The sequence below is a fragment of the Caballeronia sp. INML2 genome, assembly GCF_023631365.1.
GTDB classification, from domain to species: Bacteria; Pseudomonadota; Gammaproteobacteria; order Burkholderiales; family Burkholderiaceae; genus Caballeronia; species Caballeronia turbans.
In genome coordinates this window covers 94,332-119,542 of sequence record NZ_JALQDH010000074.1, presented here as the reverse complement: position 1 = coordinate 119,542, position 25,211 = coordinate 94,332, and the positions used below count along the sequence as shown (strand labels likewise).

Below are 25,211 nucleotides of genomic sequence, written 5' to 3'. Positions count from 1 at the left end.
ATCGGCGCGTGTCCCCTCGATGATCGAAGCGAGGCTGCTCGCCGAACAGTCTTTCGCGGCGAGCACTGATCCCGCGCCACTGCTCAGTGCCCGCCAGCGCCTGCCGCGCCCGCCCCCGTGCCCTTGGCCGGCTTGGTCAGCCAGATGAGCGGCACGATCGCGATGAAGATCACCGCGGACAGCCAGAAGATGTCGTTGAGGCCGAGCATCGCGGCCTGCGCCGTCAACGAACGCTCGAAGAACGCCAGCGCCTGCGAAGGACTGCCGCCGAGCGTGCTCTGCACCGAAGCGATCGCATCGACGAACAAGGGGTTATGCACGCTCGCCTGCTCGACGAGTTGCGAGTGATGCAGGATGGTCCGGTCATTCCAGCCCGTGCTCGCGAGCGATGTGCCGACCGCGCCCGCGAACACGCGCACGAAGTTCGACAAGCCCGCCGCCGCCGGTATCTTCGCGGGCGGCAGGCCGGACAGGATGATGGCCGTCAGCGGCACGAAGAAGAGCGCGGTCGGAATGCCCTGCAGCAGTGTCGGGACGACGAGCGTGAAGGTGTCCACGCCGGTCGTGTAGTGCGAGCGCATGAAGAACACTGCGGCGAAACCGAGAAACGCGAGCGTGGCGAGCACCCGGGCGTCTGAGCGCGGCATCAGCTTGCCCATCACCGGCGCGAGGATCACGGCGAAGATGCCGAGCGGCGCGGTGACGAGGCCGGCATCGACGGAACGGTAGTTGAGATATTCCTGCATCCATTGCGGCAGCAGCACGAGGTTCGAAAAGAACACCGCATACGCGACGGAAATCGCGACGGTCCCGCCCAGGAAGTTGCGCCCCGCGAACAGCTTGATATCGACCACGGGGTTTCGCTCCGTCAGCTCCCAGATCAGAAAGAACACGAAGCTGATGAGCGCGAAAACGCCCAGCGCAACGATCACCGGCGAATTGAACCAGTCGAGGTCTTTGCCCTTGTCGAGCATGATCTGCAGCGACGCGACCCACGCGATCAGCGAGATCAGCCCGACCTTGTCGATCGGCACGCGCTTCACCGGCGTTTCGCGCTCGCGATAGATCGCCCATGTCACGCCCGCCGCGAACAGCCCGACCGGAATGTTGATGTAGAAGATCCACGACCACGAATAGCTGTCGGTGATCCAGCCCCCGAGCGCCGGGCCTGCGATCGGGCCCACGGTCGCGGTCATCGCCCAGAGTGCGAGCGCGGTCGAGCTTTTCTCCTTCGGATAGGAGCCGAGCAGAATGGCCTGCGACAACGGAATCAGCGGGCCGGCCACCGCGCCTTGCAGAACGCGCGCCGCGAGCAGTACGGGCAGATTCGGCGCCATGCCGCACAACCAGGACGACACGACGAACAGCAGGATCGCCCAGACGAACAACTTGATCTGGCCGACGCGCTGCGTGAGCCAGCCCGTCAGCGGAATCGAAATGGCGTTGGCGGCGGCGAACAGCGTGATGACCCACGTGCCCTCGTCGACCGAGACGCCGAGATTGCCCGCGATCGTCGGAATCGCGACATTGGCGATCGACGAGTCGAGCACGTTCATGAAGGTCGCGAGCGCGACGGCAAGTGTCGCGAGGACGAGCTTGCCGCCTTGCAGCGGCGCGGGTTGCGTGGTCGGGTTCATGGCATTACCTGATTCGTTAATGACTGACCTGTCAGATATTTCGACGAAAAAATGCGCGTCAATGAGCCGTCACGTTCCCGGCGATGATCCGTTCGATTTCCGCGTTCGCCTCGGCGCCGTAGTGGCTGAAGACATCGGTCCGATACGAAGTCGTCGATGCCGCGCCGAGCTGCGTGCCGGACTGATCGCGCGTCTCCACTTCCGTCTGCATCGACAAGCCGATGCGCAGCGGATGCGCGTCCAGTTCGCGCTGATCGAGCCGGATGCGCACCGGCAGACGCTGCACTACTTTGATCCAGTTGCCGGTCGCATTCTGCGCGGGCAGCACCGCGAAGGCCGCGCCCGTGCCCGCCGAAAAACCTTCGACATGGCCGTGGTACTTCACCTTCGAGCCGTACGCATCGGCGGTCAGCGTGACCGGCTGGCCGATACGCATATGCGCGAGCTGCACCTCCTTGAAGTTGGCATCGACCCAGACGCCGTCGAGCGGGACGATTGCCATGAGCGGCGTGCCGGGCGCGACGCGCTGGCCGACCTGCACCGAGCGGCGCGCGACGTACCCCGTCACCGGCGCGGGCAGCGTGTTGCGCGCGTTGTCGAGCCACGCGTCGCGCACCTTCGCCGCGGCGGCCTGCACGTTCGGATGGCGTTCGATCGACGTGCGGTCGGTCAGCGCGTGATTCGCCTCGGATTGCTGACGCACGGCGTCGAGCGCGGCCTGCGCGGCGCTCACGGCATCGCGCGCATGAGCGATGTCTTCGACGGAGACCGCGCCGGTGTCGGCGACCGCCATGCGGCGCTTCAGGTCCGCCTGCGCGCGCGTCAGATCGGACTGGCGCTGCGCGACCGTCGCCGCGTAATACGCGTTGTTGACGTACAGGCTGCTCACTTGCCGTACCGTTTGCGCGAGATTCGCTTCGGCATTGGCGAGCGCGGCTTTCGCGTCGGCGGCGTCGAGCGTGACGACGGGCGCGCCCTGATGGACGATCTGCGTGTCGTCGGCGTTCACGGCAATCACCGTGCCGCTCAGTTGAGGCGTCAGTTGCACGAGATTGCCGCTGACATACGCATCGTCGGTCGATTCGAAGAAGCGGCCCGTCGTGTAGTAATAGCCGCCCCAGCCCGCGCCGCCGATCACGATGGCCGCCGCGAGCAGCGAGAGCAGCAGCTTGCGCTTGCTGCGGGGGCGAGTCGTCGTGTCGGATGGCGATTGATTCGCGTCCGTGCGTTCGGTGGTGGTGATGTCGCTCATGTCGGTGCTCCGGTTCCCTGTTTGTCGATCAGCGCGCGGCGAGCGCATCGGCTGATGTATCCGTATAGCCGCCGCCCAGTGCGGCCGCGAGCGCGATCTGCTGATCGCGCCGGTCCATCTTCAGATTCGCGACCGCGCGGTCGGCCGCGAGTGCGTTGGTCTGCGCGTTCAGCACCGTCAACTGATTCGCGAGGCCCGCGCGATATTGCGTGAGCGCCAGTTGTTGCGCGCCGTGCGCGGCGTCTTGGGCGACGTTTGCATCGACGAGTTGCGCATCCGTCGAGCGGATCTGCGAGAGGTTCGTGGCGACCTCGCTCAGTGCGGTGACGAGCGTCTGGTCATAGGTCGCGACGGCATAGTCGAATTCGGCGTAGCGATCCTTGAGTTGTGCTCGCAGCGCGCCGCCGTCGAAGATCGGCAGATGGATCGCCGGGCCCGCCGACATCGTCCGGCTCGCTGCCGTCAGCAGCCGGCCGAAACCGAAGGCGTCGAGTCCGAGCGATGCGCTCAGATTGATGTCGGGATAGAACTCCGCCTTCGCCTCCTTGATGTCGTGCGTCATTGCGCCGACACGCCAGCGCGCCGCGACGATATCCGGCCGGCGGCTCACGAGGTCGGCGGGCAGATTGCCGGGCAGACGCACTTCATCGCCGATGCCGAGCTGCGGACGCGCGAGCGACAAGCCACGGTCCGGACCCTTGCCTAGCAGCGCCGCGATCTGATAGCGCGTCACGACGATGCGGCCATCGAGCGCGGACAGCGCCGAACGGCTCGATGCGAGGTCGGCCTCCGCGGTCTTGCGTTCGACTTCGGTATCGAGCCCGTTGGCGATGCGGCCCGCGGTGATACGCATGATCTTTTCGCGCTCGTCGACTTCGTTCTGCGCGATGTCGTGCAACGCATAGAGCCGCGCGAGCTGGTTGTACGTGCGCGCGATGGACGTGTCGAGCGCGAGCCGCACCGCCTCCGAATCGGCCCGGCTCGCCTGCTCTTGCGACACGGCGGATTTGAGCGCCGCGCGGTTCTTGCCCCACAGATCGAGATCGTAGGAAGCGGACAGGAGCCCCTTGTTCTCCGACTGCCACGAACCGGCGTACGGCGGCGGCACGAGCGCGTTCTCGGAATAGCGTTGGCGCGTGTAGGAGTAGGACGCATCGACGCGCGGCAGCGTGCCCGCCTTCGCGGTTTCGCTATACGCCGACGCCGCCGCGATGCGGGCGCGCGCCTGTTCGAGCGTCGGACTGCCGGCGAGTGCTTCGTCGAGCAGCGCGCGCAGTTGCGCATCGCCGAACTGATCGGCCCAGTCGGACGCCGGCCAGCGGCCCTCGCCGGCGGGCAGGCTCTGCTGCGTCGCGTAGTCTTGCGGCTGCGCCAATGCCTTGTCGCTATGGATGCCGGAATAGTTCGCGCACGCCGCGAGCACAGCGGCGAACATCAGCGTGACGCCGGTTCTCGCGACCCGCAAACCGAACGTACGGCGATTTAGTTGCTTTTTCATTTTCTGACTCGTCAGATAAATGGAGGAAAAAATGCGCGGACGCCTTGCGCCGCGCGCTCAGTCTTCGAGAAACTTGTTCAGCAGCCGGCGGAATTCCTGAAACTCGCTTTTGGTGAACTTCCTGAGACGCCTGTTCACCACGACCGGCGCGATATGCGGCAATTCCTCCGCGATTTTCTCGCCGGCCCGCGTCAGCGTGAGATTCACGACGCGGCGATCTTCCAGACTGCGCGTGCGTTGCAGCAGGCCTCTGTCTTCGAGCTTGTCGAGCATGCGCGTCATGAGGCCCGTGTCGATGCCGAGCAGTTTCGACAGTTCGAACGGCGTCTGCGTCTCGCCGCCGCGCATGGACATGAGAATGCCCATTTGCTGCGCGGTGATGCCGAGATCTTTCAGGGCGGCGTCGAGTTCCGCGGCCAGAAGGTTGCGCGCCTTGTTGACGGCGAAACCGACGCTCTGGGTGAGGGTGAAGTTTTCGGGCGTGTAATGGTCCATGCCTGTTCTCCGGTGCGGCGAACCGCCATGGCACGTAACTTTACTGCAAAGTCAGATTTTGTCAAAGTCTATTTCTGTGCTCGGAGACCGCCATGTGCTCAGTGTGCGTCGATGAACGCGGTGACATCGGCGAGAACGGGCGAGTCCTTGCGCCGCTTCGCCGAGAATGACTTGATGATCGTATCGTGGCCGTATCCCGCATATTTTTTCAGGACGACGGCGTCGTGATGCGCGCGCAACGCGTCGGCGAAACGATCGCTGTTGCGCGGATCGACATCGGTATCCGCCGTGCCCGCGGCGAGCAGCATCGGCGGTTTGTCGCCCGAAAGGAACGCGATGGGCAGCGCGCTCTGGCGCAATGCCGCCGGAAAGATCTCGTCCATGTGAGGGTCGCTCGTCGGGATGGCGGCGTATGGGCCTGCGAGTCCGATCATTCCCGAAAGCGACGTGTTCGCCATGCCCTGCGCGGCCAGATAGCGCGGATCGGTTGCGAGCATCGCGGCCATGTGCGCGCCCGAGGAATGACCCATCAGGAAGATGCGCCGGGGATCGCCGCCGAATTCGGCCGCGTGATCGCGCGCCCAGCGCACGGCCGCGGCGGCGTCATCGAGAAAGCCCGGAAAAACGACGTCCGGATAAATGCGGTAATCCGGCGCTACCGTCACGATGCCATGCTCGGCGAGCGCCTCCCCAATGTCGCGCGAATCCGAACGATGCCCGCTTTGCCAGCCGCCGCCGTAGAAATACACGACCACGGGAAGGTTCGCGCGCGCGCGCGATTCGGGTGCATAGACGTCGAGCCGCTCGCGTTGCGCCTTGCCATAGGCGATGCCATCCGCCCGCTCGCCATCGCGCTCGAACGCGCGACTCGCGACCACGCCACCCACGCATGCTGCCAGTGCCAGGGTCATGAATTTTCTTCGTGCCGGGAAATACATGTTGCCGTCGAACCTCTTCTTTCAGACAGTCATTAGACGATGTGAAACATGCAAGCGTCCGTGCGCAAGACATCGTTCAGAGCGCACTGCCGATCGACCGCTCGAAAGGTTATTGCAAGCATATAGTTCGTTCTCCAATCTGTTGCACAACAGCCGCGTCAATCCTACCGATTTCCGACAGACGCCTTCAGCCAGCCCACGTCTTTTGTTCCTCTGCGCACATTACGGCGCGATTCGGCTCGATACGCTTCATCGTCGATGACACGCGTCCGCCCGGAATCGGACCTCGACGAATCAGAGCGCCCAGAGGCGCCGCGCATAACTCGAAGAGTCAAGAAAAAACAGAAGGCAAGCCGAAGGGACCCGGTATTGCCATAACCGCTGAGGGAGCATTTCATGGATCGTTCGGAATCGCCCAACGAGGCGAGAACACGTCTGCCGATTTTCGACCACGACCCCGTTCGCACCGCACAGTCACAGATGACCGCGTTCACCGCGGCGCTGCAGGCACACACGGGTCAGCCTTTCACGCGCTACAGCGAATTGCACGACTTCTCGGTCAGGAACTTTCGCGTTTTCTGGAAGTGCTTCATGCAATGGACGCATGGACTGCAGTGGTCGGGCGAAGCGGAGCCCGTGTGCGTCGGCGATCTATGCGAGCACGCAAGCTTTTTTCCAAACGTCAAGCTGAACTATGCCGAGAACCTGCTCGGGTTTTCCATCGCACCCGCCGATGCGCCCGCGCTCACCGCCTGCCATGCCGACGGACGCCGCGTGCATCTCACGCGCGGCGAGTTGCGCGCGCGCGTGGCTCGCCTCGCCGACGCGCTTACCCAACTGGGCTTGCGCGAAGGCGACCGCGTCGCGGGCGTGATGCGCAATGACGCCGATGCGATCGTCACCGCGCTTGCCGTGACCGCGATCGGCGCGACGCTGTCGACCGCCGCGACCGAAATGGGCATCGAAACGCTGCTCGACCGCTTCACGCAACTCGAACCGCGCTTCCTGTTCGCGCATACCGCCGCACAGTCTTTCGACACCGGCACGCCGCTCGCGCACAAGCTGTCGATCCTCGCCGACGCGCTGCCAACGCTTGCGGGCGTCGTCTGCCTCGACGGCGATCCGTCGGCCGTGCGCGCCGCGCCGCCCGTCAAATCGCTCGAGGCGCTGCTCGCCGCCGGCGATCCGCGCCGCGTCGAATGGAAGCGCTTCGGCTTCAATCATCCGCTCTTCGTCATGTTCTCCTCGGGCACGACCGGCAAGCCCAAGTGCATCGTGCATGGCACGGGCGGCAGTCTGATCGAGCATCTGAAGGAGCACCGGCTGCACTGCGATCTGAAGCCGGGCGATCGCATGTTCTTCCACACCAGTTGCGCGTGGATGATGTGGAACTGGCAGTTGTCGGCCCTCGCATCGGGCGTCGAAATCGTGACCTACGACGGGCCGATCGCATCGGTCGATACGTTGTGGCGGCTCGTCGCCGAAGAACGCGTCGACGTGTTCGGCACGAGCCCCGCGTACCTGAAGATGTGCGAGGACGCCGGACTCGTGCCATCGCGCGAATTCGACCTGAGCGCCCTGCGCGCGATGATGTCGACCGGCGCGATCCTCTTCGACGCCCAGTTCGAATGGGTGCGCGACAACGTGAAGCCGCTGCGGCTTCAATCCATTTCAGGCGGCACCGATATCCTCGGCTGCTTCGTGCTCGGCAATCCGAACCTGCCCGTGTACGCGGGCGAAGCGCAGTGCAAGAGCCTCGCATTCGACGTTCAGGCGTGGCGCGACGGAGCGCGCACGCAAGGAACCGGGGAACTGGTGTGCGCGAATCCGTTCCCGTCGCGCCCGCTCGGGTTCCTGAACGACCCGGACGGCGAGCGGTTCCACAAGGCGTATTTCAGCGCGAATCCCGGCGTATGGACACACGGCGACCAGATCGAGCTTCCGCCGGAAGGCACCGCGCGTATGCATGGGCGCAGCGATGGCGTGCTCGTCGTGCGCGGCATCAATGTCGGACCGGGCGAGATCTACGGCGTGCTGAACGATATTCCGGAGATACGCGAGGGCATCGTCGTTCAACAACGCATGCGCGATGCCGCCAACGCCGATGGACCGGGCAATCCCGTCGGCGAGCGTCTCGTGCTGCTCGTCACGCTGAAGCCGGGCGCGCGGCTCAGCGGGCCGCTGATCGCGCGGATTCGCCGCGATCTCGTGCGCCGCACGTCCGCGGCGCACGTGCCGGATGTGATCGCGGCCGTCGACGACCTGCCGGTCACGCATAGCGGCAAGCTCACTGAAGCGGCGGTGCGCAACGCGGTCAACGGACTCGACGTGACCAACGCCGCCGCGCTGCGCAATCCCGCCTCGCTCGATGCAATCCGCGCGCACCCCGCCTTGCAACCCCGCCCGGCCGAATCGCCGCAGTCCTACGCCACGCGCGAAGAACTGGAACGGCTGCTGCAGACGAAATGGGAGCAGTTGTTCGCCTTCGCACCGATCGGCCGCGACGACAATTTCTTCGAGCTCGGCGGGCATTCGCTGCTGGCGGCGCGGCTGCTCGCGGAACTGCAGCCGATCATCGGACGCCCGATTCCGCTTGCGACCATGCTGCGTGCGCCGACCATCGCGAAACTCGCCGACGTGATCGATAACGGCGCGCTGCCACAGACATCGGAAGTGCTCGTGCCGATGCGCGAAGGCGACGGCGCGCCGCTCTTCTTCGTGCACAGCGTGACGGGCTCGGTGCTCGAATGCACCCAGCTCATCGGGAGTCTGCGCAAGCAGCGTCCGGTGTACGGTCTGCAGGCGCTCGGACTCGACGGTGAAACGCCGCCGCAACGCCGCGTCGAGGACATGGCGAAAACGTACGTCGAGGAGATTCGCAAGGTACAGCCGAGCGGGCCTTATGCGCTCGCCGGCTTCTCCTTCGGCGGATTGGTCGCGCTCGAAATCGCGCAGCAGTTGTTCGGCGCGGGCGAGCAGACGGAGTTCGTGTGCCTGCTCGACACCTACGTCCAGGAGCGCTGGCTGCCGTGGTTCTCGTTGCTCGAATTCCGGCGCGATTATGCGAGCCGGCTGTGGAAGACGCTCTCGGGCATGCCGCCGAAAGCGCGCGTGACTTTCGCGGCGGGCAAGTTTCGCGCCGCCGTGAACAAGGTATCGATGCGGCTCGGCCGCGTGCCGCAGGCGCAGGCGCAGGCCGCGCCGCTCGCCGATCCGATGCCGCCGGTGTTGCGGCGCATGCGCGATACGTGTCGCACCGCGATGAACAACTATCGGCCGAAGCCGTATGCGGGCGGACGGATCGTCTATGTGCGCGCCGCCTTGCGCGACGAGGACCGGGGCGACCCGCTGCCGCTGTATCGCAAGATTGCACGCGGCGGGCTGACGGTCGCGGAAGTGCCGGGTAATCACGCGGGCGTCATCGAGGAACCGGGCGTCTATGCCGCCGCGGCCGTGCTGGACAGGGACTACAGCGTCGAGGACGAGTCGGAAGTGCAGCGCCGCGGTCACGGCGTCATGGTGCGGGGCGCGTGAGAAGCAGTGGCCGGATCGTCAGCCGCTCGCAGACATGAGCGGCTGACGACCAGCGGCCGTTATGACCTTTGCTCGCCGGTTCCGACGTAAGGCGGCGCGAAGCGGGTCCAGAAGAGATAGCAGGCCAGCACGCTGGCTGCGCCCACGCCGGTACCGAGCGGCACGCCCAGCGGACCGTAAAAGCGAATCAGCACCGCATTGGCGGCCAGCTTGGTCGCGAAGCCAAGCACGGAGATGACGGTGATGGCCTTGTAGCGCGCTTCGCTTGCGAACAACTGGATCAGCACGCACATCCCGAAAGAGAACGGTATCTGCGAAAGCCCGAAGCGAAAGAGGCTCGTGACCGCAATCGTGTCCTCGCTCGTGAATGCGCCCTTCTGGAAGAACAGCTTGATCGCATACGGCGCGAGGAGATAGGCGAGCGCGGCGCCGATCGATCCCACCGCCAGCATCACGAACGACCATTTGATGGCCGTGCTGCGCGCCCGCGCATGATCGCCTCGATGCAGGATTTCCGAAAGAATCGGCAACGTTGCCCGGCTGATGGCGATCGCCCCCATGCTCACGAGCAGCGAGAGCAGGCGGTTAGCGTAGCCGAGCGTCGCGATGGCGCCATCGCCCATATGCGCCATGAAATACTGATCGACGGGAAGCCAAAGGTTCGCGACCACCGAGCCGATCAGCAGCATGCCCATCGAGCGTGTCATGCCCGGCCATTCCTTCGCGCGCAGCGACAGACGCGGACGCGCGGGCACGGCATCGGCGCGTTTCGCGAGAATCCGCAGCCACGCCGCCTGAATCACGATGCCGATCGTCGTCCCCACGATGAGCGGCATGACCGACGTGTTGTCGCGCGCGCTCAGCACGAAGACGAGCAGTGCAATGGCCGGCACGCATTCCAGCAGCGTGTTGATGTGCTTCTCCGATGCCTGGAGCCGCGCCGCCGAGATACAGATCGTGAAGGCCAGCACGCCGACCGGCGTCATGCCGACGACCATTTGACGGCACATCTCGCGCGTCGACTCGGCGAGGCTTCCCGAGAAGAAGCCCACCATGTGAGGCCAGAAAAAGTACAGCAGCAGCGAAAACACGATGCCGATGGCAAGCCCCGCTCCTTCGAGTTCGCCGAGAAGCTGGTTCTGCCGGGCCTTGTCGTTTCTGAGCGCGACGAGCGCGGGAACGAGCAGCACGCTCAACTGGTTCGTGATCGTCGCGGGGAGCCAGGTGACGAGCGTGAGCGCGAGCTGATAGGCGTCGACGGTGCCGCTGATCCCGTACCGATACGCGATCGCCATTTCCTTCGATGCGCCGATGAACTTCCCGGCGAGCACGAATATCAGCAGGACGAAGGCGCTCCTTGCTATGCGCTTGTGGTCCTGATGAACGCCAAGCAGACGCTCTCTTAGCGATTGCACTGTTGCGGTCAGCACACTTCCTCCGGCAATTTGGATCTCGATCCGCGCAGGACCGGCTGGCCGCCTGCGCACCGAGGGAGCGTGCATCAAACGCAACGGTCGGACTGTTCGCCATGCCACCGGCGCGCGATGATGCAGTTTTGCGCGGGCATTTTCGCGCCTCGCCTGGTGTGCTACCGGGCAGAAGTCCGCGATCATAGGTGCGAGAGTTGCGGCTGCGAGACGCCTTACCGAAGCCTCGTCATCGTGAAAATCAAAGCGTGCATGGGATGTAAATGAAGAAATCGATCGTGGTTGGCGTGATAGTGATTGTCGTTTCCTTGCTCGTGATCGATACGCCAGGCGTGACGAGGCATTTTCAGACGGTCTACGCTGCCTGGGACGATGGCCGCATCCTCGATCGCCTTACATTGAGCAACGTCATGCGCTGGTGGCGCGAGTTCAGAGACGGGCGCGACAGCGGCGGCTATCGCGCGAGCCTCACCCGTTCGCCCGTCCCGGCGACGGCGAGTTGCCCGGAGACGTCCTTCACGCCGCCCAAACTGGTCGACCCGCGCAGCCCGAAGGCGTTCGGCGCGACCGGCGACGGCAAAACCGACGACACCAGGGCGTTCCAGGCCGCGGTCGATGCCGGCGACGTGCTCGTGCCCGCCGGAACGTATCTGCTCAATCACACGGTCGTCATCACGGCCAGTCACCGGCATATCCAGTGCGAGCCCGGCGCGACGCTCAAAAAGACGGTCCGCGAGGACAGCAACATGTTCAACTTCGAGGGTCCGTCGACGGGGAACAGTCTCGTCGGCTGCAACTTCGTGGGTGCCAATCCGACCCGCATCCGTGACTGGGAAAAACCCGGACACTACGATATTCCTGTGCAGACCAACGGCGCGGTGGACAACTTCACGCTCGCGGGCAACAGCTTCCGCGACTTCTTCGGCCAGTCGATGTTTCAGACCGAAGGGCAAGGCGGCGGAACCGGCGCCGTGCTGGTGTTCAACTCGTTCGCCAACTGCCCGCTTTACGGCATTGCGCTGGTGGGGTCGGTCAAAGGACGCGTTGCCTACAATCTGGCCGATAACTGCCGCATGGGTCCCGAGAACAACGACGCCACGCAGGACTCCGGCGGCAACGTCCTCGAATGCAACCGCATGATCAACGGCGGCAATATCACCGGCGGGTCCAATGGCGAGGGCGGCGTGGACTATAGCGGGAACGTCGTGCGGCATAACATCCTCGACGGCGGCTATATGCAGGTCAGCCCGCCGGAGCGCGGAAAGCCCGCCAGGTATATCGATAACACCTGCAACGACTGCGGCACTGAATGAGCGCGTTGCGCGGCCGCCCTCATGCGCTCATTCCCGACGTCCAGAATCCTTCTCGACCGATGCGCGAACACGCCGCACCGCGTTTCCCGGAGAAGGATCATGAAATAGATCGGTTATGTCGCTGTCGCTACGGTGTTCGGTATCGGACTGGTGAGCAGCGCTCAGGCGCATGTGTTCGTCGGCATGAACGTTCAGCATGCGCCGACCGCAGCCTTCGTCAATTCCGCGTCGCCGCCTTGCCCATGATCGCGTCGAGCGACTCGCCGATCACCACGATTTCCGTGCGGCGGTTCTTCGCCTGCCCCTCCGGGGTGTCGTTGCTCGCCGCCGGCCGGTCATACGCGAAACCCTTCGTGGCGATGCGCGAGGACGCGATGCCCCGCTCCTCCAGTGCGCTCGCGACGGTCTGCGCACGCTCTTCGGAGAGCGCCCGGTTGTACTCGTGCGTGCCGGTATTGTCGGTGTGCCCTTCGACGATCACGGACTTCTTGCTGCGCTCGAGCAGCACGACCGCGCGCTGGATGGCGGTTCCCGAATCGCTGCGCAGCGTCGATTTATCGAAGTCGAACAGCACGCGGTCGGGCAGACGCACTTGCACGCCCTCGGTCGTTTGCGTCACTTCGATGCCCACCTGCTGATTGAGGGCGATTTCCTTGTCGCGATCCGGTCCGGTGGCGCAGCCTGCCAAGAGGGATATCGAAAGCGCGCACGCGGTGAGAGAGAGGAACTGCTTCATCTTGCTTCCTGATGTGGTGGTAAAGGTTGAGATTCAGACACGGCTCAGTTCGAGAGCAGTCCGCCGGCGCTGCGGGCCACGGCGCTCGCGCCCGCTTTCGCGCTCTTGACCGAATCGGCCGCGGACTTGAGGCTTGGCGACGCAGCCTTGGCCGCCGCCGAAGCCTCCGAAACACCGGATGCCGCCGACGCTGCCACAGCGGGGACGGACTGCTGCGGCGTATCGCGTGTCACAGGCCTGGGTTTCGCGCCCTCATAGGCGAGCCGGTTTCCTTGTACATGAATCTTCACCGGATCTGTGTCTTTCCATTGCCGCTTCGGAATCAGCAGCTTCCATACGCCGTCGCTGCCCGGCGCACGGAAGAACGCCACCACACCGACGTACCCGGCGTCCTTGTCCATCGGCTCGCTGATGCTTGCGCTCGCGCCGGGACGGATCACAACGTCTTTCGTCGCGACGAGATCCGTCTTGAGCAACTCGAGGTCGTTGTTCTGCAACTGCACGTATTCGAGCTGCGCGAAGGTCTTCGAGTCCTTCAACTGGTAGAGCCGCACGACGGTCGAGAGCGGCCGACCGCTCGTGGTTTCGTTCAATGCGGCGCGCGCGTCGAGATCGACGTTCATCGTTTTGACTTGCGTCGTGAAGAGCCATTGCGCGGCGTCGACGGTGCTGTCCTTCGTGGCCTGCCATGCGCCGCAGGCGGACAGCCCAAGGGTCGCGATGGCGACCGCCGTGACAAGCCGCCCGCGCGCGCACGTGATGAAACTTCGACTGCCTGAAGCGTTGAATCTGTTTTGCATCGTTTCGTGATCCTGCTTTCGCTACGTTGTTTTTTGACTGGATTCGCACTGAGCGCATCGAGGACGATGACGCTTGCCGAACAGGAATTGCGCCCCTGCGCGCATCTGTCGATGACCGTTCGCACATTCGAATTCGTAGTGCGTGTAGTAGCCGGACCATGCCTGAGCGAGACAGCGCCATCCGAGCCTGGATGCGTATTCACGCAATCTTGCCAATGCGGGATGGAGTGATGGGTCAGCAGCAGCCGCTCTTGCTCGAGATTGCAGCGCCGCGTCGCGGACGTGATTCGCGCGGAGCTTCTGGCGTTCAAGCGCGGCGCACTCCGGACACCAGGCGCCGTGTCTGATACTTTCCGGCCGGGCCTCCCACACGTGACCCAGGCGGCATTTCCAGGTCAATATGCCTTTGGCCGTCTGCGTCTCCACCGAGAGGCAACGTCCCCCCCGCGACGCGGCGATTGCGTGCATCACGCCGAGCGGCGTCTGCCTTTCGAGCCTCACGCAGGTCTTGCACCAATTGCCCTGAAATGTCTTGACGGCCGTCTGCTCCCATTCATGCCCTTCGGCGCAGCGGAATTTGTAGTAGCTCTGCGGTCCAGAGTAAGCGGTATCGAGACATTCGCCGTTGCGTTCACGAGCGACGCTTTGAAGATGTTGCAAACCGTCTTGAAGAAGCGCTCGCCGCGCGCGCCGCCTCTCCAGATTCAGGTTGCCTTCCGAAGACGAGACATCGGTCATTTCTTGCCGGCTTTCGTGTGGTCATCGGAGATGTCGAGCGTTCCGCCCGACACGGTCAGCTTCAGCGGCGCATCGTCGGGCAGCTTCTTTTTGGGGACGACGAGCTTCCACGTTCCTGTCCTGGCGGCGGTCTGGTAGAACGCGGCGATCGCGACGAATTTCGTGTCCCGTTCCATCGGCTGTGACGTGCTTGCCGATCCGCCGGGATTGATCACTGCCGCCATGCTCGCCTGCACATCTTGTGCGAGCACGGCGTTGTCGCTGTTGAGGAGGTCGTTGTACGAGGCGTCATCGAAACGTTTGCGGTCCTTCAATTGATAGACGCGCACCGCGACCGATCTCGCATGGCCCGCGTCATCCTGATTCGGGTCCGCGCATGCGGTCAGATCGACGTCGACGGTCTTGCCGCGGTTGTGAAACACCGTGTCGTAGGCGGCCACCGTCGAGTCGGAAGCGGCTTGCCACGCGCCGCATCCCGACAGTGAGAGCGTCACGAGCACTGAGGCCGCGAGGGCCATTGTTTGTCGATTCAACATGGTTGCTGGTCTTTCAGGCGGCGCGATGTTGCAGATACGGATTGTGCTGCGGCGACGGAAACGCCTCGCACACGCCCAGTTCCACTGTGATGACGCGCTCTTGCTGCGCGGGCAGCACGACCGTCCAGCCGAGACGCGGCGCGACTTCGGTCCGCTGCTTGCCCACCGCCGGTTCCGGCGCGAAGCGCGACGACATCTGCATACGCAGATGAACGTCCGCCTTGGTGCCGATATAGAGCTTGAGCAGCGCCATGACATCGCGATGCAGCCATGCGCCGGGCAACAAGTCCCGCGCCTGCTGCGCGTCTTGCGGGGCGAGCGTTACGCGCACCGCGCGGCTGCGATAAGGCAGACGCTTGCCGAGGACGTAGGCACCGCCGAGACCGCCTCGCTTGTCGCTTTCGTTCGAGCGTTTCGCCGTCAACGGCTGCGCCTTGCCCGCGCGCCTGGCCACCGGCCAGAATTCATCGACACGCACATCGATGCCCGGCGCGCCCAACGCCACCACGCCCGCCAGTCCCTCCGGTGTACGCGTGCGCTGGATCATCAACCCGAGCAGCGCCAGCGCGCGCGCATCGGGCAAGCCCGATCTTGCGGGCTTGTTACCCCATCCGAGGCCCGCCAGACACAGCAGATTGCGCGAATGCGCATCCGCGCCGCCGTGGCGGAACGTCTCGGGATAGCGATACTTCTTCCACGCGCGGTACAGCAGCGTGACGATGCGGTGATTGAACTGATCGAGAAACGCTTCGACCGCTTCGTGTCCTTCCTCGCGCTGGACGATATCGTCGAGGTAGTGCGTGGGCATCACCGCGTCCACGCCGTATAGACCCATGAAGGTCGTGCGCACGGTCGGCGGCAAGGGGGCGCTGTAGTCGTCGTCGCTGTCGTCGAACTCGACGCCTGCGATCTCGCCCGCCGGGAAACCCATCCGTGGGCGTGGCCGGAATCGCACTGGCTCGTGTTCGGGCGTGTCACGCTGGCCGAAGCCCGGCTGATCCGGCGCGCGTGCTTCGAGCAGCCTGCACAACTGCATGAAGTTCATGCGCGGGGCGCGCGCAAGGAGCGCCGCGACCAGGGGCTCGACGTCGGGAATAACGCGCGGCTTCATAGCGGCACCCGATGCGTCTTGCTGCGCGGCCAAACGATGCGCGCCTGCGTCGGCAGGCTCACGATCGCGAGCTTCGTGAACAGATTGACCTCGGCGTACAGCTCGAAGAAGCGATGCAGCAGTTCGCCGAAGAGCATCACGTCGCCTTCGCCCGAGAACGCTTGCGAGTCGAGCGTTACTTCGATCAGCACGCCGCGCTCCACCGCCCCGCCCGTGACCTCTTCGAGCAACTCTTCCGACACGTGCAGGATGCCCTCCAGACGCCGTCGATTGAGCTCGTCATTGGTCCAGTCGTAAAGCGCGAGGGCGCCGCGCAGCACTTCCGCGTTCATCATCGACAGGAAGTTCGGCGCCAGATGCGAGAGCACGCGCCACTGGAAGCGGTCGCCCGTGGGCGGATACAGCGGCAGCGTCGGCGCGATGAGGTTCCTCACGCCTGCCACGTTCGGCGTGCTTTCCGCGAGCTCGTCGAGGCGCGCTTCGCGCATACCCTTGCGCGGCAACATGCCGTTCGTGCCGGTTACTCTCAATGACACGCTTTCCTCGGGCAAGTCGTCCATGGCTTCCCATGCGTTGCCGCCGAGGATCAGCCACGTCTCGTGCAGTCCATCCATGCCCGGGCGCACGCGTGTATGGAAATACCGTTCGGGCGATTCGTGCCGCAACATGCCGCCGCGATGCCGGAAGGTTGCGAACGGCACGTACTCGTATCGCTCGGAGGTGAGGTGATCGAACGCTTCGACCGCATCGACCGAATAGGTTTCGACGTGCTCGCCCTGATGCCCTGCCGGCACCACGCGATACTCGGTCTCGTGATAATCGATCACGACCGGCTCAGCATCCAGTTCGAACAGATTGATGACCGGCGTGCAAAAGAGCCTGACGTTGTCCTTGCTGAAGCGCTGATCGGAAGGATACGTCTGGTCGAGCACGATCTCCAGTTCGAAGTGCGTCGAATTCTCGGGAAGCGCGTCGAGGTCGAGCCCGCACAGATCGACGAACAGGAACTTCTCGCGGAACGTGAAATATTCGAGCAGCAGTTGATAGCCGGAGAACGCGGCATCGGACTTGGGCCACAGGCGTTCGCCGGGCGCGAAACCCGCCGGTTCGATCGTCACGCCAGCCAGCGGCAGCGCTTCACCATCGCGCACTTCGGGGATGCGCCATTCGATCGCGTGCACCTGACGCGTGAGCGCGAGATGCATGGCAAACGCCGTCGGCAGATCCGCGCTCAGGTGCAGGCGCAGGCGCGAGAGATCCGTTTCCTTGCGATTGGCCGAATGGTCCAGCTCGAAGGCCAGGCGAATCACCGAGCGGCCATCGTGGCGCACCGACGGTCCTGCGCGCAACAGCCGCAACGGATGCAGATCGACCGGCTGCGTCGTGCGATACAGACACTGCACGGTCTTCGCGGACGAGCCGTCGCTCGAATCCTTGCCGACAGGAATCGGCGCGGAGCGCACCGCGACGCCCGCCGGCACGTGCTCGGTGCGTTGATGTTTCTCGCCGAGCGGACTCAACTCCACGATCGAAAGCGATGGAATCATCCGCAGGTAGTGCGGCCACAAAAGGCTCACGAGGCCTTCGGTGAGTTCGGGCAATTCGTCGTCGAGCTTTTGCTGAAGCCGCCCGGTCAGAAATGCAAACCCTTCATAGAGGCGCTCGACATACGGATCGCGGTCGCCGACGCGATCGAGATTGAGCATGCGTGCACGGTCCGGATGCGCGCGCGCGAATTCGCGGCCCGCTTCTCGCAGGTAGCGCATCTCGGCTTCGTAGTAGCGCAGGACCGGGTCGGGTTGAGCCGCGTCGTTGTGGACGTCGATCGATGTGTCTTTATTCATTGGGTTGTTACGACAAGGTCAGGGCGCGCGCCGGGTCGAGCACGGTCAGTTCGTTACGCAATTCGTTGACACGATTTGCCAGCGCAGTTTTGTCGGCGTCCTTGCGCGTGGCTTGCGCCTTGAGCGCACGCATCAGTTGCTGCTTCACCTCGAAGATCAGCGCCGGCTCCCAACGGGTGAGCGGCAACGCGTTGGCAGCAATGTCGAGTTCCGTCAGGAGGGCGAGCGCCGTATCGACGCGCCCGGCGTTGTCCGCGACGCGCGCCATCACGAGCCGCTGCAAATAACGATGGCGCTCCGTTTTCATGCCGGGCAGCGCCTCGAGCCACGCGAAAGCGGCTTCGATGCCCTCGCGCGTCGAGAGATCTCGCGCCTGCGCCTCTATCTCGGGCCAGTCGCTCGTCGCGCCGTCCTGATCGGCGGACACGGGCAACGTCGCCACGCTCTCGCCCGCTTCCAGATCGCGCACGACTGCGTGCCGCGCGATCCATTCGAGGGTGGTGTCGTCGGCGAAGGGCGTGCCGTCGTTGAAGGCGAGCCGCTCGATGCCGGGCAAGCGCTCGAGAAAGAGGGCGAAGTCGGCGCGCAGCAGATCGCGCCATGCGGCGTAAGGTGCGCCCACGTTATCCAGCGCCACGTGCTGGAAATATTGAAGGTCGAACCACAGGTGATTGACGCCTTCCATGAATGCGCCTTCGACGCGTTCGAGCAGTTCGTTCCACTGCTTCTGCAGCACGAGCCGCTTGAATTGCTGGCGGATCTCGCTGCGCGGCGGCACGAGCCGCGTGCGTGCGCTGGCGTCCGCGGGCGGCACTTCATGCAGCGTGTCCCAGCGGATGCCGCGCACGAGCCGCGCCGATGGCAGATAGCCGTTCTCCTGATCGCGCAGCCAGGCGGCCATCGTGCGCGCCTGATCCAGCAGATCACGCGTGGAGGCGATCGGGCCCGATGCCGGCAGCGTCGAGCTGACCGGAATGGGAGCGGTCGCGCTCGGCTCGGCGCTCTGGACCGCATCGTCCTTACGCTCGAAACGCGCGACGAGCGTCTGCAGATTCGGGCGCGCAGCGTCGTTCCACGCGTTCGTGCGCCCGACGATCACATCGAGCGCGGCGATCGCGCGCGCCAGATCGGCGGGTGCGAATGCGCCGCGTGCATCGAGCAGATCGAGGATGCGCGTCGTCGCGAGCATGTCGAGCGCGCCTTTCTTCGCTTCGGCGCGCGCGGGGTGAAGCGCTTCGCCGAAACGATCGATCAGCGCGGCGGCGAGCTCCAGCCCGTCGGCGAAACCGGCCGTGCCGTCCTGGCGCAGGCGCGCGAACGCGTAGAAACCCGCGACGCGCAGATCCTTGCCGACATCCATGGTCAGTTGCTCGCAGGAGCGGATGATCAGGACGTCGTCGATATCGGACAGCTTGCCCGCTTCATCCTTCAGCTCGAAAAAGGCGTCTTCGTAGCCAGGGTCGCGGCCGACAGCGACATCGCCTGCCAATGGCGTGAGCCATCCGCTCCATGCTTCGAGTCGCGCACGGTTCATTTGCTCTGCATCGCGCGACGGGAGCAACGTCTTCAACAATCCAGCCAACATCATTTCGTCTCCGGCAAGGGCACGCCGACCTTTTGCGCGGCGGCGAGCGCGCCCGGCGGCAGAGGCGGAGGTGTCGGCCCTGTTGGTTTGTCTGCAGCGGTCTTCGTCACGAAGATCCGCGTGGGCAGGGTGAAGTGACGCAACTGCAGCACATTCAGCGGCCCTGCGTCCGCCTCTGCACGCAGTTGCACCGAAAGCGGCGGGCTCAGCCCCTGATCGGGCATCCATGACAGCACGTAACGCGCGTTGTCCTGCTGCGTCACCCTCGCGCGTTCGAACAAGCGAATCAGCGCGAAGCGGCCCTGCGCGTACATCGTCGAGCGCAGGCCGCCCTCCTCCGTTTGCCATTGCAACTGAGCGTTGTTGTCCAGCGCCTGCCCCGGCCACTCGAAGGGCACCCACTGCTCCATCTGGTTGAAGTAGTGCAGCTGTTGTCCGGATGCCACGAGCTTCATGTCCGTGATGCCCGGCGTGGGCACGCCGCGCAGTTCGAAGCGTAGGCGGGCGTCGCCCGTAGGAAACAGCACGGTTGAGACACGCGTGAGCGTGTTGAGCGCCGTGAGGAACGCTGGATCGAGTGTCAGCGCTCCCTGGTTCGCGCCCTGTGCGGGCACCCAGTGATCGCCCTGGAGTTCGATCACTCCCGCTAGTTGCGTCGAGACGAACTTTGCAATCACGCCGTTGTCGATGCGCATGAAGCGCGCCATGTCCGGCAACGAGGCGTCGTTGTCCGAGTCCGCGAATGGATAGCGCCCGCCGAAGGCACGATTCCAGTCCGCCAGAATCGACGTGCGCCAGATGTCGTTCAGACTTGACGAAGCGGGCTGCACGACGACTTGCCATGTCTGATCGAGCGGCGCTTCGAAGAGCTTGCCAAAGCCGGACCATTGCTCGCCGAGGCTGGCCGCCAGACGGCTCGCGTAGTCGCGGCTGTCGGCGATGTCCGACGTCTTGCCTTGCAGCACCGCCTGGGCGGCGGCGCGCGACATCGCGTCGGGGTCGGCGCTCTGCATCATCTGCTGCGTCTTCAGGCGCATCGCCGTCACACGTTCCAGATAGCGAGGGAGGCTCAGTTCACCCAAGGCGGCGGTCTGTACGGACGTCTTGCCGTTCGCGGGCACGGGCGCGGTGAGATCGGCGCCGGTCAATCGCAGGATCGGACCGAACGCCGCAGCAAGGGGCGCGAGTTGCGGCTGCGCCTGCTTGGACGGATCCTTTTCGTCTTTGCCAACCCATGACTGGGCCTTCGAGATCAGATTGTCCGACAGCGATTGCGTCGAGGCACCCGCGCTCGCCTGATAGACGACTGCGTTCATGAGCGCGACGAGCGGCGAACGCTGAGGATCGCCCAGCAGCGTCAACTGATCCACCGTGCCCGACAGCGATGACGTGCTTTGCCAGCGGATGCTGTTCAGGAACTGCGCCCAGGCACGGGCGTAGTCATCGAAGTAGCGTTGGCGTAGTTCGGCTTTGAGCGTAGAGGGCGCTGTGTTGTCGATCTTCGCATCGGACAACACCCAGTCGCCTGTGACGGTGCGATGTTCGCTCGCTTCGTCGATTGCTTTCGGGATGCGCTCGTCCCATGCGGCGCGGGTGAATACGCCGGCGACGGTGGCCGTCGTGTTGAAGAGGCCGCGGCTCGGGTGATCGCCCAGGAGCGTCGCCAGCGTGATCGGTGGGTACTTCGGTTTCGCTTCCTCAATGATCTGCTGGTAGATCGCATCGGTCGAGTTCTGCAAGCCCCGCACCCCGACGATCGTCTGACGGGCGGACGCCACAAGTCCGACGTCTGGCGTTATTGCAGTTGTCGCGTCGCGCTTCAGGTGGCTCGCATAGAACGCAATCACATGCTGGCGCACGTCTTCCCAGGTGCCGGGCGTGATCGACGCATTCTGAGGACGCGCCGGTGCGTTGGTCGCCAGCAGTTGCGTGCTCAGGAACGCGGCATCGGCGTGCTCGGGATGCGCGAGCATCAAGTACGTCTTCAGCGTGTCGTAGGCAGCCTGCACTTGCGTGTTGCCGCCGGACGCAATTTCGGCGTCGGAGAGGGAAGCGAGTTGCTGTAGCCGCTCTTCGAGCTTCGCTTTGATCGGCTCGATCAGTACGCGCGAGGCGGCGTTTTGATACGCCTGCCAGAGGGCGTCGTGAAGGGCCACGTCGTGGTTCAGACCGAAGCGGGTGTGCCACGGTGCGCCCTCCTGACGGTGGATTTCGAGGGTGTCGAGCCGTTTGTCGAGCGCGTCGAGGGCGAGCAGCGCCTGGGGCGCGTCGTGCATGGATGAGGCGGTATTGAGCGTGGAGGCCGCGTCCTGCATCGATGAACGATTGGAAATGCCCGAGATCATCGATCCCAGTAGCCAGATCGTCGCGGCGGCGATCGTCGCACAGGCCGCTGTAGTCGACCATGAAAAGCCGACGCGGTGGCCGCAGACTTTGCGGCTGTGAGCGGAAATGGTGTTCCAAAGCGGGAGCTGTGTGCGGCGTTCGTCAGCGGGTGCCGGAACGTCCGCTTCGCGAGCCAACTGGGTGACCGCGCCCTTGACGGTCAGCGGCGCGAACACCAGCCCTTGCACCGACGTCCGGACCAGGCGCGACGCGCTCGCCTGCGCTACCAGATCGCACAACGCAGCACGGGTCTTGTCGATATGTGCCGACAGTTCGGCCAGGTAGCGGTCGCGAGGGTTACTCGCCAGCCGTGCAACCCCGACATTTGCGAGACGCCCGGCGAGGCTATGCAGCGACTGTGCCAGTTCACCCGATTGAAACATGCGCGACCACGTCTTGCCGACGATGTCATTCTCGTCAAACGCATCGACCTGGGTGTTGGTGACCTCGATCACATAGGCCGGAGCCGACCACCGCAGCGCGCGTGCATGACGGGCCAGGGTTTGCGTCAACGCCTCCCCGTTCGCAGTGCCGGCCGAGCTATTCGTCAGGGCGGCGATCGCATCGATCGGACGCCGGCGACGCAACTGCCGGATCTGAGCCAGCCAGCCTTCATCGAGCGTCTCGCGGTTTTGCTTTGCGTGGATCAGTACCGTGTCGCCCGCGATCACGTAGCCCGCATCGACGAGTCCCGGCACCACGGATTCGACGCGCGCTTCCTCACCGACCACAGCGACCCATCGGGTCAGAGACCGCCAGCGCCATCCGTAACGATGGCGCAGCGTCAGCTCGAGTTCATCACGCCGCTGGATGATGAGTTCGCCATTGTCTTGGATTGTCTCGGCGCGAGCGGTCAAGTCCCGCTCATGCTTTTGCGTACCGTCACGCGGCGAGTTTCGGATGACCTTACGCCACGCACCGGTCAGATGCGCTCGCGCTATCAGCGCGAACAGTCCGATGGCAACGACATATGCAACCCGCTTGTAGGGCGAAGGATCGATACCATCGCCATAAAACCAGGCGGAGAAAGCGGCGGCGATAGTCAACGAAACAACAAGGACCCAATATCCCGATGGCCTGCGAAAAAACTTCATGCGTTCACTTCTTTCACTTCTGGTTGATGAGGCCGAACGGTGGGCTGCACGACAGCGAAGTGCAACTCACCGTCTCGCCATGCCACCAACTGCGGTTTATTCACGCTCTTGGCGTGTTGTAGACTCAATGAGAGCGCTAGCCATCCTGACGCGCACCCGGGGCGACCCAGCGCCAGATCGATGTCGTGGACGCCGCTCAAGTCATTGCCGCTCGACACGCCAAGCTTCAGGTCCGACAGAGTCTGATTGATCGCGCCTTTGTCGTCCTTTTCCAGTCCTGCCTGCCACAGATCGCCGACTTCGGCGCCAACGGTTCGACCCCACTGCAGTGCTGTCGATACACAGGACTTGAGGTCATCGCGGTGCCCTGGCACCGGGCGATGCAACAACCCGAGATAAGCGATCCCTCGCCGAGAAAGCAACTGAGGCCAGCCGACGAGCACCGCCGTTGCCACCTCCGCGCTGTTCTGCGGAGGCGCGTCGTGCAACTGAACGGCCACGAACAGCAGCACTTTCTCTAACGCGGGTCCACCCCGATGGTCGAGCCATTCGTCCAGCGCCATGAGACCCTGCTCGTTCGGCACGAGCTTGGCCTCGCAGCGGCGCATCGACTTCGCGTCCCAGCATGTCTGCCAGGTCTGCCGCAGCGCCTCCTGATCGATATCGGGTGGCAACTGCAAGCGGACCCCGAAAGGCACGTTCAGCGGCAAGGCGCGAACCACCTTCTCCATGGATGCGATCAGCCGCACGAAGCTGGCGCGGTAGCGACAGGGGCTCTCCAAATCGACAGGCAACTCGAGCGCCGAGTGGCGAACGCCTTCTCGTCCGTCGAGTGACGTGCGCGCCTCCAGCACGCTCTCGCCTTGCAAGATTCTGGCGGGCAGGTCTTTCTCGCCTGCCGCGGTCAGATAGGCACACGCGATCGCCGCCAGAGGGTCGCTCGCGAATTGAAGCGCCTTATCCCGGTCCTCGCCCCGGACCTCATTCTCGGCGTCGAGGCGCTCGCTTTCCTGATCGAAATAGACCAGACGAAGGCCTAACGCGACGCCCCACGCGAGCGCGGGGCGAGCCAGGAGGTGCAGCCAGAATTCGAGCGTGCCGGTCGGCTCGCCCTTCGGCCATGTGACGAGCGTGATGATCACGCCCGTCACCATGAACACGAGCAACAGGCCTAGCCAGACAAACGGATTGACCGGTCGCGGTCGGTGTTCCAGCGATTCAGCCGCAGGCAATACCACAGGCATTTTCGACGCTCAAAGCAGGCTGGAAATAAGATGACATCCGCACATCGCGCGATAGCCGTGACGTGCGATTGGTACGCCTTCGTCCATCGTCTCCTCATCGCCATCGATGATGAGATTGGGCTTGATGTCTGGGTGCTTGGGGCAGGTTACTTCGTCACCCTTGCGCGCGATGCCTCGACCGTCGTAGCTCATAGTGGTCGAGGCGGTGATGACGCGGCCGCCGTGGTCGGTGGCATCGCCGAGACGGATTAGATTGATCACTATAACGTCCTTTATCGGAGGCGGATGACGCTCAGCTACATTTTGGAGATCGCCCGGCGACCTGTTTCCTGGTATTCATGCTTCACAACATTGGGCGTCGAATATCGGCCATGTGGAATCTAGGTTGACTCAATAAAAGTCGATATCGAATTTTTTTTCTTTCACGCACCCGCCAGCGATAACGGAAGCGTTGTCTACAGATACGCCGGCGTATCTCGGCCTTTTAGATTCGACATCCATGATTATCGTGACGTCGCCGCTGGTACTTGTACCCTTGAAGATGTTCGTCTTCACCAACTCTCCGTTACGCAAGAAAGCGGAATCGTCTCCCATTTCGTCTTTCGCAGCAGACAGAACAGCCGAACCTTCCAATATCGAATGACAAGTCGACGAACGCAGCGCAATACGATAAGTAATCGCGCGCTTGCCAAACGAGTTTCGCCCGCTATCTTGCAAGACGATGGTTCCCTCGTATGACTTCACCGTTGATGCATCCGATGCTCGATATGTCTTAAGCGTCGTCGACGCCGACGCACTCGTGATCGAGCCAGAAACAAGGACTACTGTCATTGCGACAGCCAATGGAATGATCTTTTTTTGCATTCTATAAATTGATAACATGAGAAGACACCTGACATGCTTCAATGTGTCGAGGCGGCACTCATGATTGAACCATCCGTCCTTACGGCGTCGAGTGCGTAGTCTTGGTCGGTCTCTACATATTCCATAGGAAAGCGATAGGCTACAACCCACGACGCCGGCAGGGCGCTGTGACTTACTTCA

19 protein-coding genes are annotated in these 25,211 nt (G+C 63.8%); 2 read left to right on the top strand and 17 right to left on the bottom strand.

Features of this window, described 5'->3' with window-relative positions:
• Positions 1-83 precede the first annotated feature (83 nt).
• The 5 genes from NCT32_RS25365 to NCT32_RS25345 form a co-directional block, all read right to left on the bottom strand.
• Complete coding sequence (locus tag NCT32_RS25365; RefSeq protein ID WP_061116275.1) at positions 84-1,637, bottom strand: DHA2 family efflux MFS transporter permease subunit; 1,554 nt, start codon at positions 1,635-1,637, stop codon at positions 84-86.
• A 58-nt stretch (positions 1,638-1,695) separates the two neighbouring features.
• Positions 1,696-2,889: an HlyD family efflux transporter periplasmic adaptor subunit gene (locus tag NCT32_RS25360; RefSeq protein WP_061116274.1), complete on the bottom strand. Its 1,194-nt coding sequence runs from the start codon at positions 2,887-2,889 to the stop codon at positions 1,696-1,698.
• A 28-nt stretch (positions 2,890-2,917) separates the two neighbouring features.
• Positions 2,918-4,387 carry an efflux transporter outer membrane subunit gene (locus NCT32_RS25355; RefSeq protein WP_061116273.1) on the bottom strand — a complete coding sequence of 490 codons (1,470 nt, stop codon included), beginning with the start codon at positions 4,385-4,387 and terminating at the stop codon, positions 2,918-2,920.
• 57 nt (positions 4,388-4,444) lie between these two features.
• On the bottom strand, positions 4,445-4,882 hold the full coding sequence (locus tag NCT32_RS25350) for a MarR family winged helix-turn-helix transcriptional regulator (RefSeq protein WP_061116272.1): 438 nt from the start codon (positions 4,880-4,882) through the stop codon (positions 4,445-4,447).
• A 98-nt stretch (positions 4,883-4,980) separates the two neighbouring features.
• Positions 4,981-5,793 carry an alpha/beta hydrolase gene (locus NCT32_RS25345; protein ID WP_250490618.1) on the bottom strand — a complete coding sequence of 271 codons (813 nt, stop codon included), beginning with the start codon at positions 5,791-5,793 and terminating at the stop codon, positions 4,981-4,983.
• Between the two features lie 423 nt (positions 5,794-6,216).
• On the opposite strand from NCT32_RS25345, the gene NCT32_RS25340 reads away from it, so the two are divergent.
• Complete coding sequence (locus NCT32_RS25340; RefSeq protein ID WP_250477798.1) at positions 6,217-9,354, top strand: acetoacetate--CoA ligase; 3,138 nt, start codon at positions 6,217-6,219, stop codon at positions 9,352-9,354.
• 59 nt (positions 9,355-9,413) lie between these two features.
• Here the strand turns inward: NCT32_RS25340 and murJ are convergent, their stop codons facing one another.
• Positions 9,414-10,784: a murein biosynthesis integral membrane protein MurJ gene (murJ, locus tag NCT32_RS25335; protein ID WP_250477797.1), complete on the bottom strand. Its 1,371-nt coding sequence runs from the start codon at positions 10,782-10,784 to the stop codon at positions 9,414-9,416.
• A gap of 260 nt (positions 10,785-11,044) precedes the next feature.
• Here murJ and NCT32_RS25330 point away from each other — a divergent pair, with 260 nt between their 5' ends.
• Complete coding sequence (locus NCT32_RS25330) at positions 11,045-12,094, top strand: glycosyl hydrolase family 28-related protein (RefSeq protein ID WP_061116268.1); 1,050 nt, start codon at positions 11,045-11,047, stop codon at positions 12,092-12,094.
• A gap of 217 nt (positions 12,095-12,311) precedes the next feature.
• On the opposite strand, the gene NCT32_RS25325 is transcribed toward NCT32_RS25330, so the two are convergent.
• The 11 genes from NCT32_RS25325 to NCT32_RS25275 form a co-directional block, all read right to left on the bottom strand.
• On the bottom strand, positions 12,312-12,830 hold the full coding sequence (locus NCT32_RS25325) for an OmpA family protein (RefSeq protein ID WP_061116267.1): 519 nt from the start codon (positions 12,828-12,830) through the stop codon (positions 12,312-12,314).
• A gap of 44 nt (positions 12,831-12,874) precedes the next feature.
• Positions 12,875-13,630, bottom strand: a complete 756-nt coding sequence (gene tssJ / locus NCT32_RS25320; protein ID WP_250490617.1) for a type VI secretion system lipoprotein TssJ — start codon at positions 13,628-13,630, stop codon at positions 12,875-12,877.
• Between the two features lie 21 nt (positions 13,631-13,651).
• Entirely contained in the window at positions 13,652-14,368 is a 717-nt protein-coding gene (locus NCT32_RS25315) for a hypothetical protein (RefSeq protein WP_143756268.1), read from the bottom strand.
• On the bottom strand, positions 14,365-14,886 hold the full coding sequence (gene tssJ, locus NCT32_RS25310; protein ID WP_311394679.1) for a type VI secretion system lipoprotein TssJ: 522 nt from the start codon (positions 14,884-14,886) through the stop codon (positions 14,365-14,367). The genes NCT32_RS25315 and tssJ (NCT32_RS25310) overlap by 4 nt, the downstream gene beginning before the upstream one ends.
• A gap of 31 nt (positions 14,887-14,917) precedes the next feature.
• Positions 14,918-16,015 carry a type VI secretion system baseplate subunit TssG gene (tssG, locus tag NCT32_RS25305; protein ID WP_250477794.1) on the bottom strand — a complete coding sequence of 366 codons (1,098 nt, stop codon included), beginning with the start codon at positions 16,013-16,015 and terminating at the stop codon, positions 14,918-14,920.
• Entirely contained in the window at positions 16,012-17,859 is a 1,848-nt protein-coding gene (tssF, locus tag NCT32_RS25300) for a type VI secretion system baseplate subunit TssF (protein WP_250477793.1), read from the bottom strand. The genes tssG and tssF overlap by 4 nt, the downstream gene beginning before the upstream one ends.
• Positions 17,860-17,866: 7 nt before the next feature.
• Positions 17,867-19,447 (bottom strand): type VI secretion system protein TssA, encoded by a 1,581-nt coding sequence (gene tssA / locus NCT32_RS25295; protein WP_061116262.1) that lies wholly within the window; start codon positions 19,445-19,447, stop codon positions 17,867-17,869.
• The gene (locus tag NCT32_RS25290; RefSeq protein WP_061116261.1) at positions 19,444-22,923 is read right to left on the bottom strand and encodes an ImcF-related family protein; all 3,480 of its coding nucleotides are present in this window, start codon (positions 22,921-22,923) and stop codon (positions 19,444-19,446) included. The genes tssA and NCT32_RS25290 overlap by 4 nt, the downstream gene beginning before the upstream one ends.
• Positions 22,920-24,167 carry a hypothetical protein gene (locus tag NCT32_RS25285; RefSeq protein ID WP_086960710.1) on the bottom strand — a complete coding sequence of 416 codons (1,248 nt, stop codon included), beginning with the start codon at positions 24,165-24,167 and terminating at the stop codon, positions 22,920-22,922. Before NCT32_RS25285 ends, NCT32_RS25290 begins: the two co-directional genes overlap by 4 nt.
• A 9-nt stretch (positions 24,168-24,176) precedes the next feature.
• Complete coding sequence (locus NCT32_RS25280; RefSeq protein ID WP_086960708.1) at positions 24,177-24,428, bottom strand: PAAR domain-containing protein; 252 nt, start codon at positions 24,426-24,428, stop codon at positions 24,177-24,179.
• A 129-nt stretch (positions 24,429-24,557) separates the two neighbouring features.
• Complete coding sequence (locus NCT32_RS25275; RefSeq protein ID WP_250490616.1) at positions 24,558-25,049, bottom strand: hypothetical protein; 492 nt, start codon at positions 25,047-25,049, stop codon at positions 24,558-24,560.
• Positions 25,050-25,211: the final 162 nt, after the last annotated feature.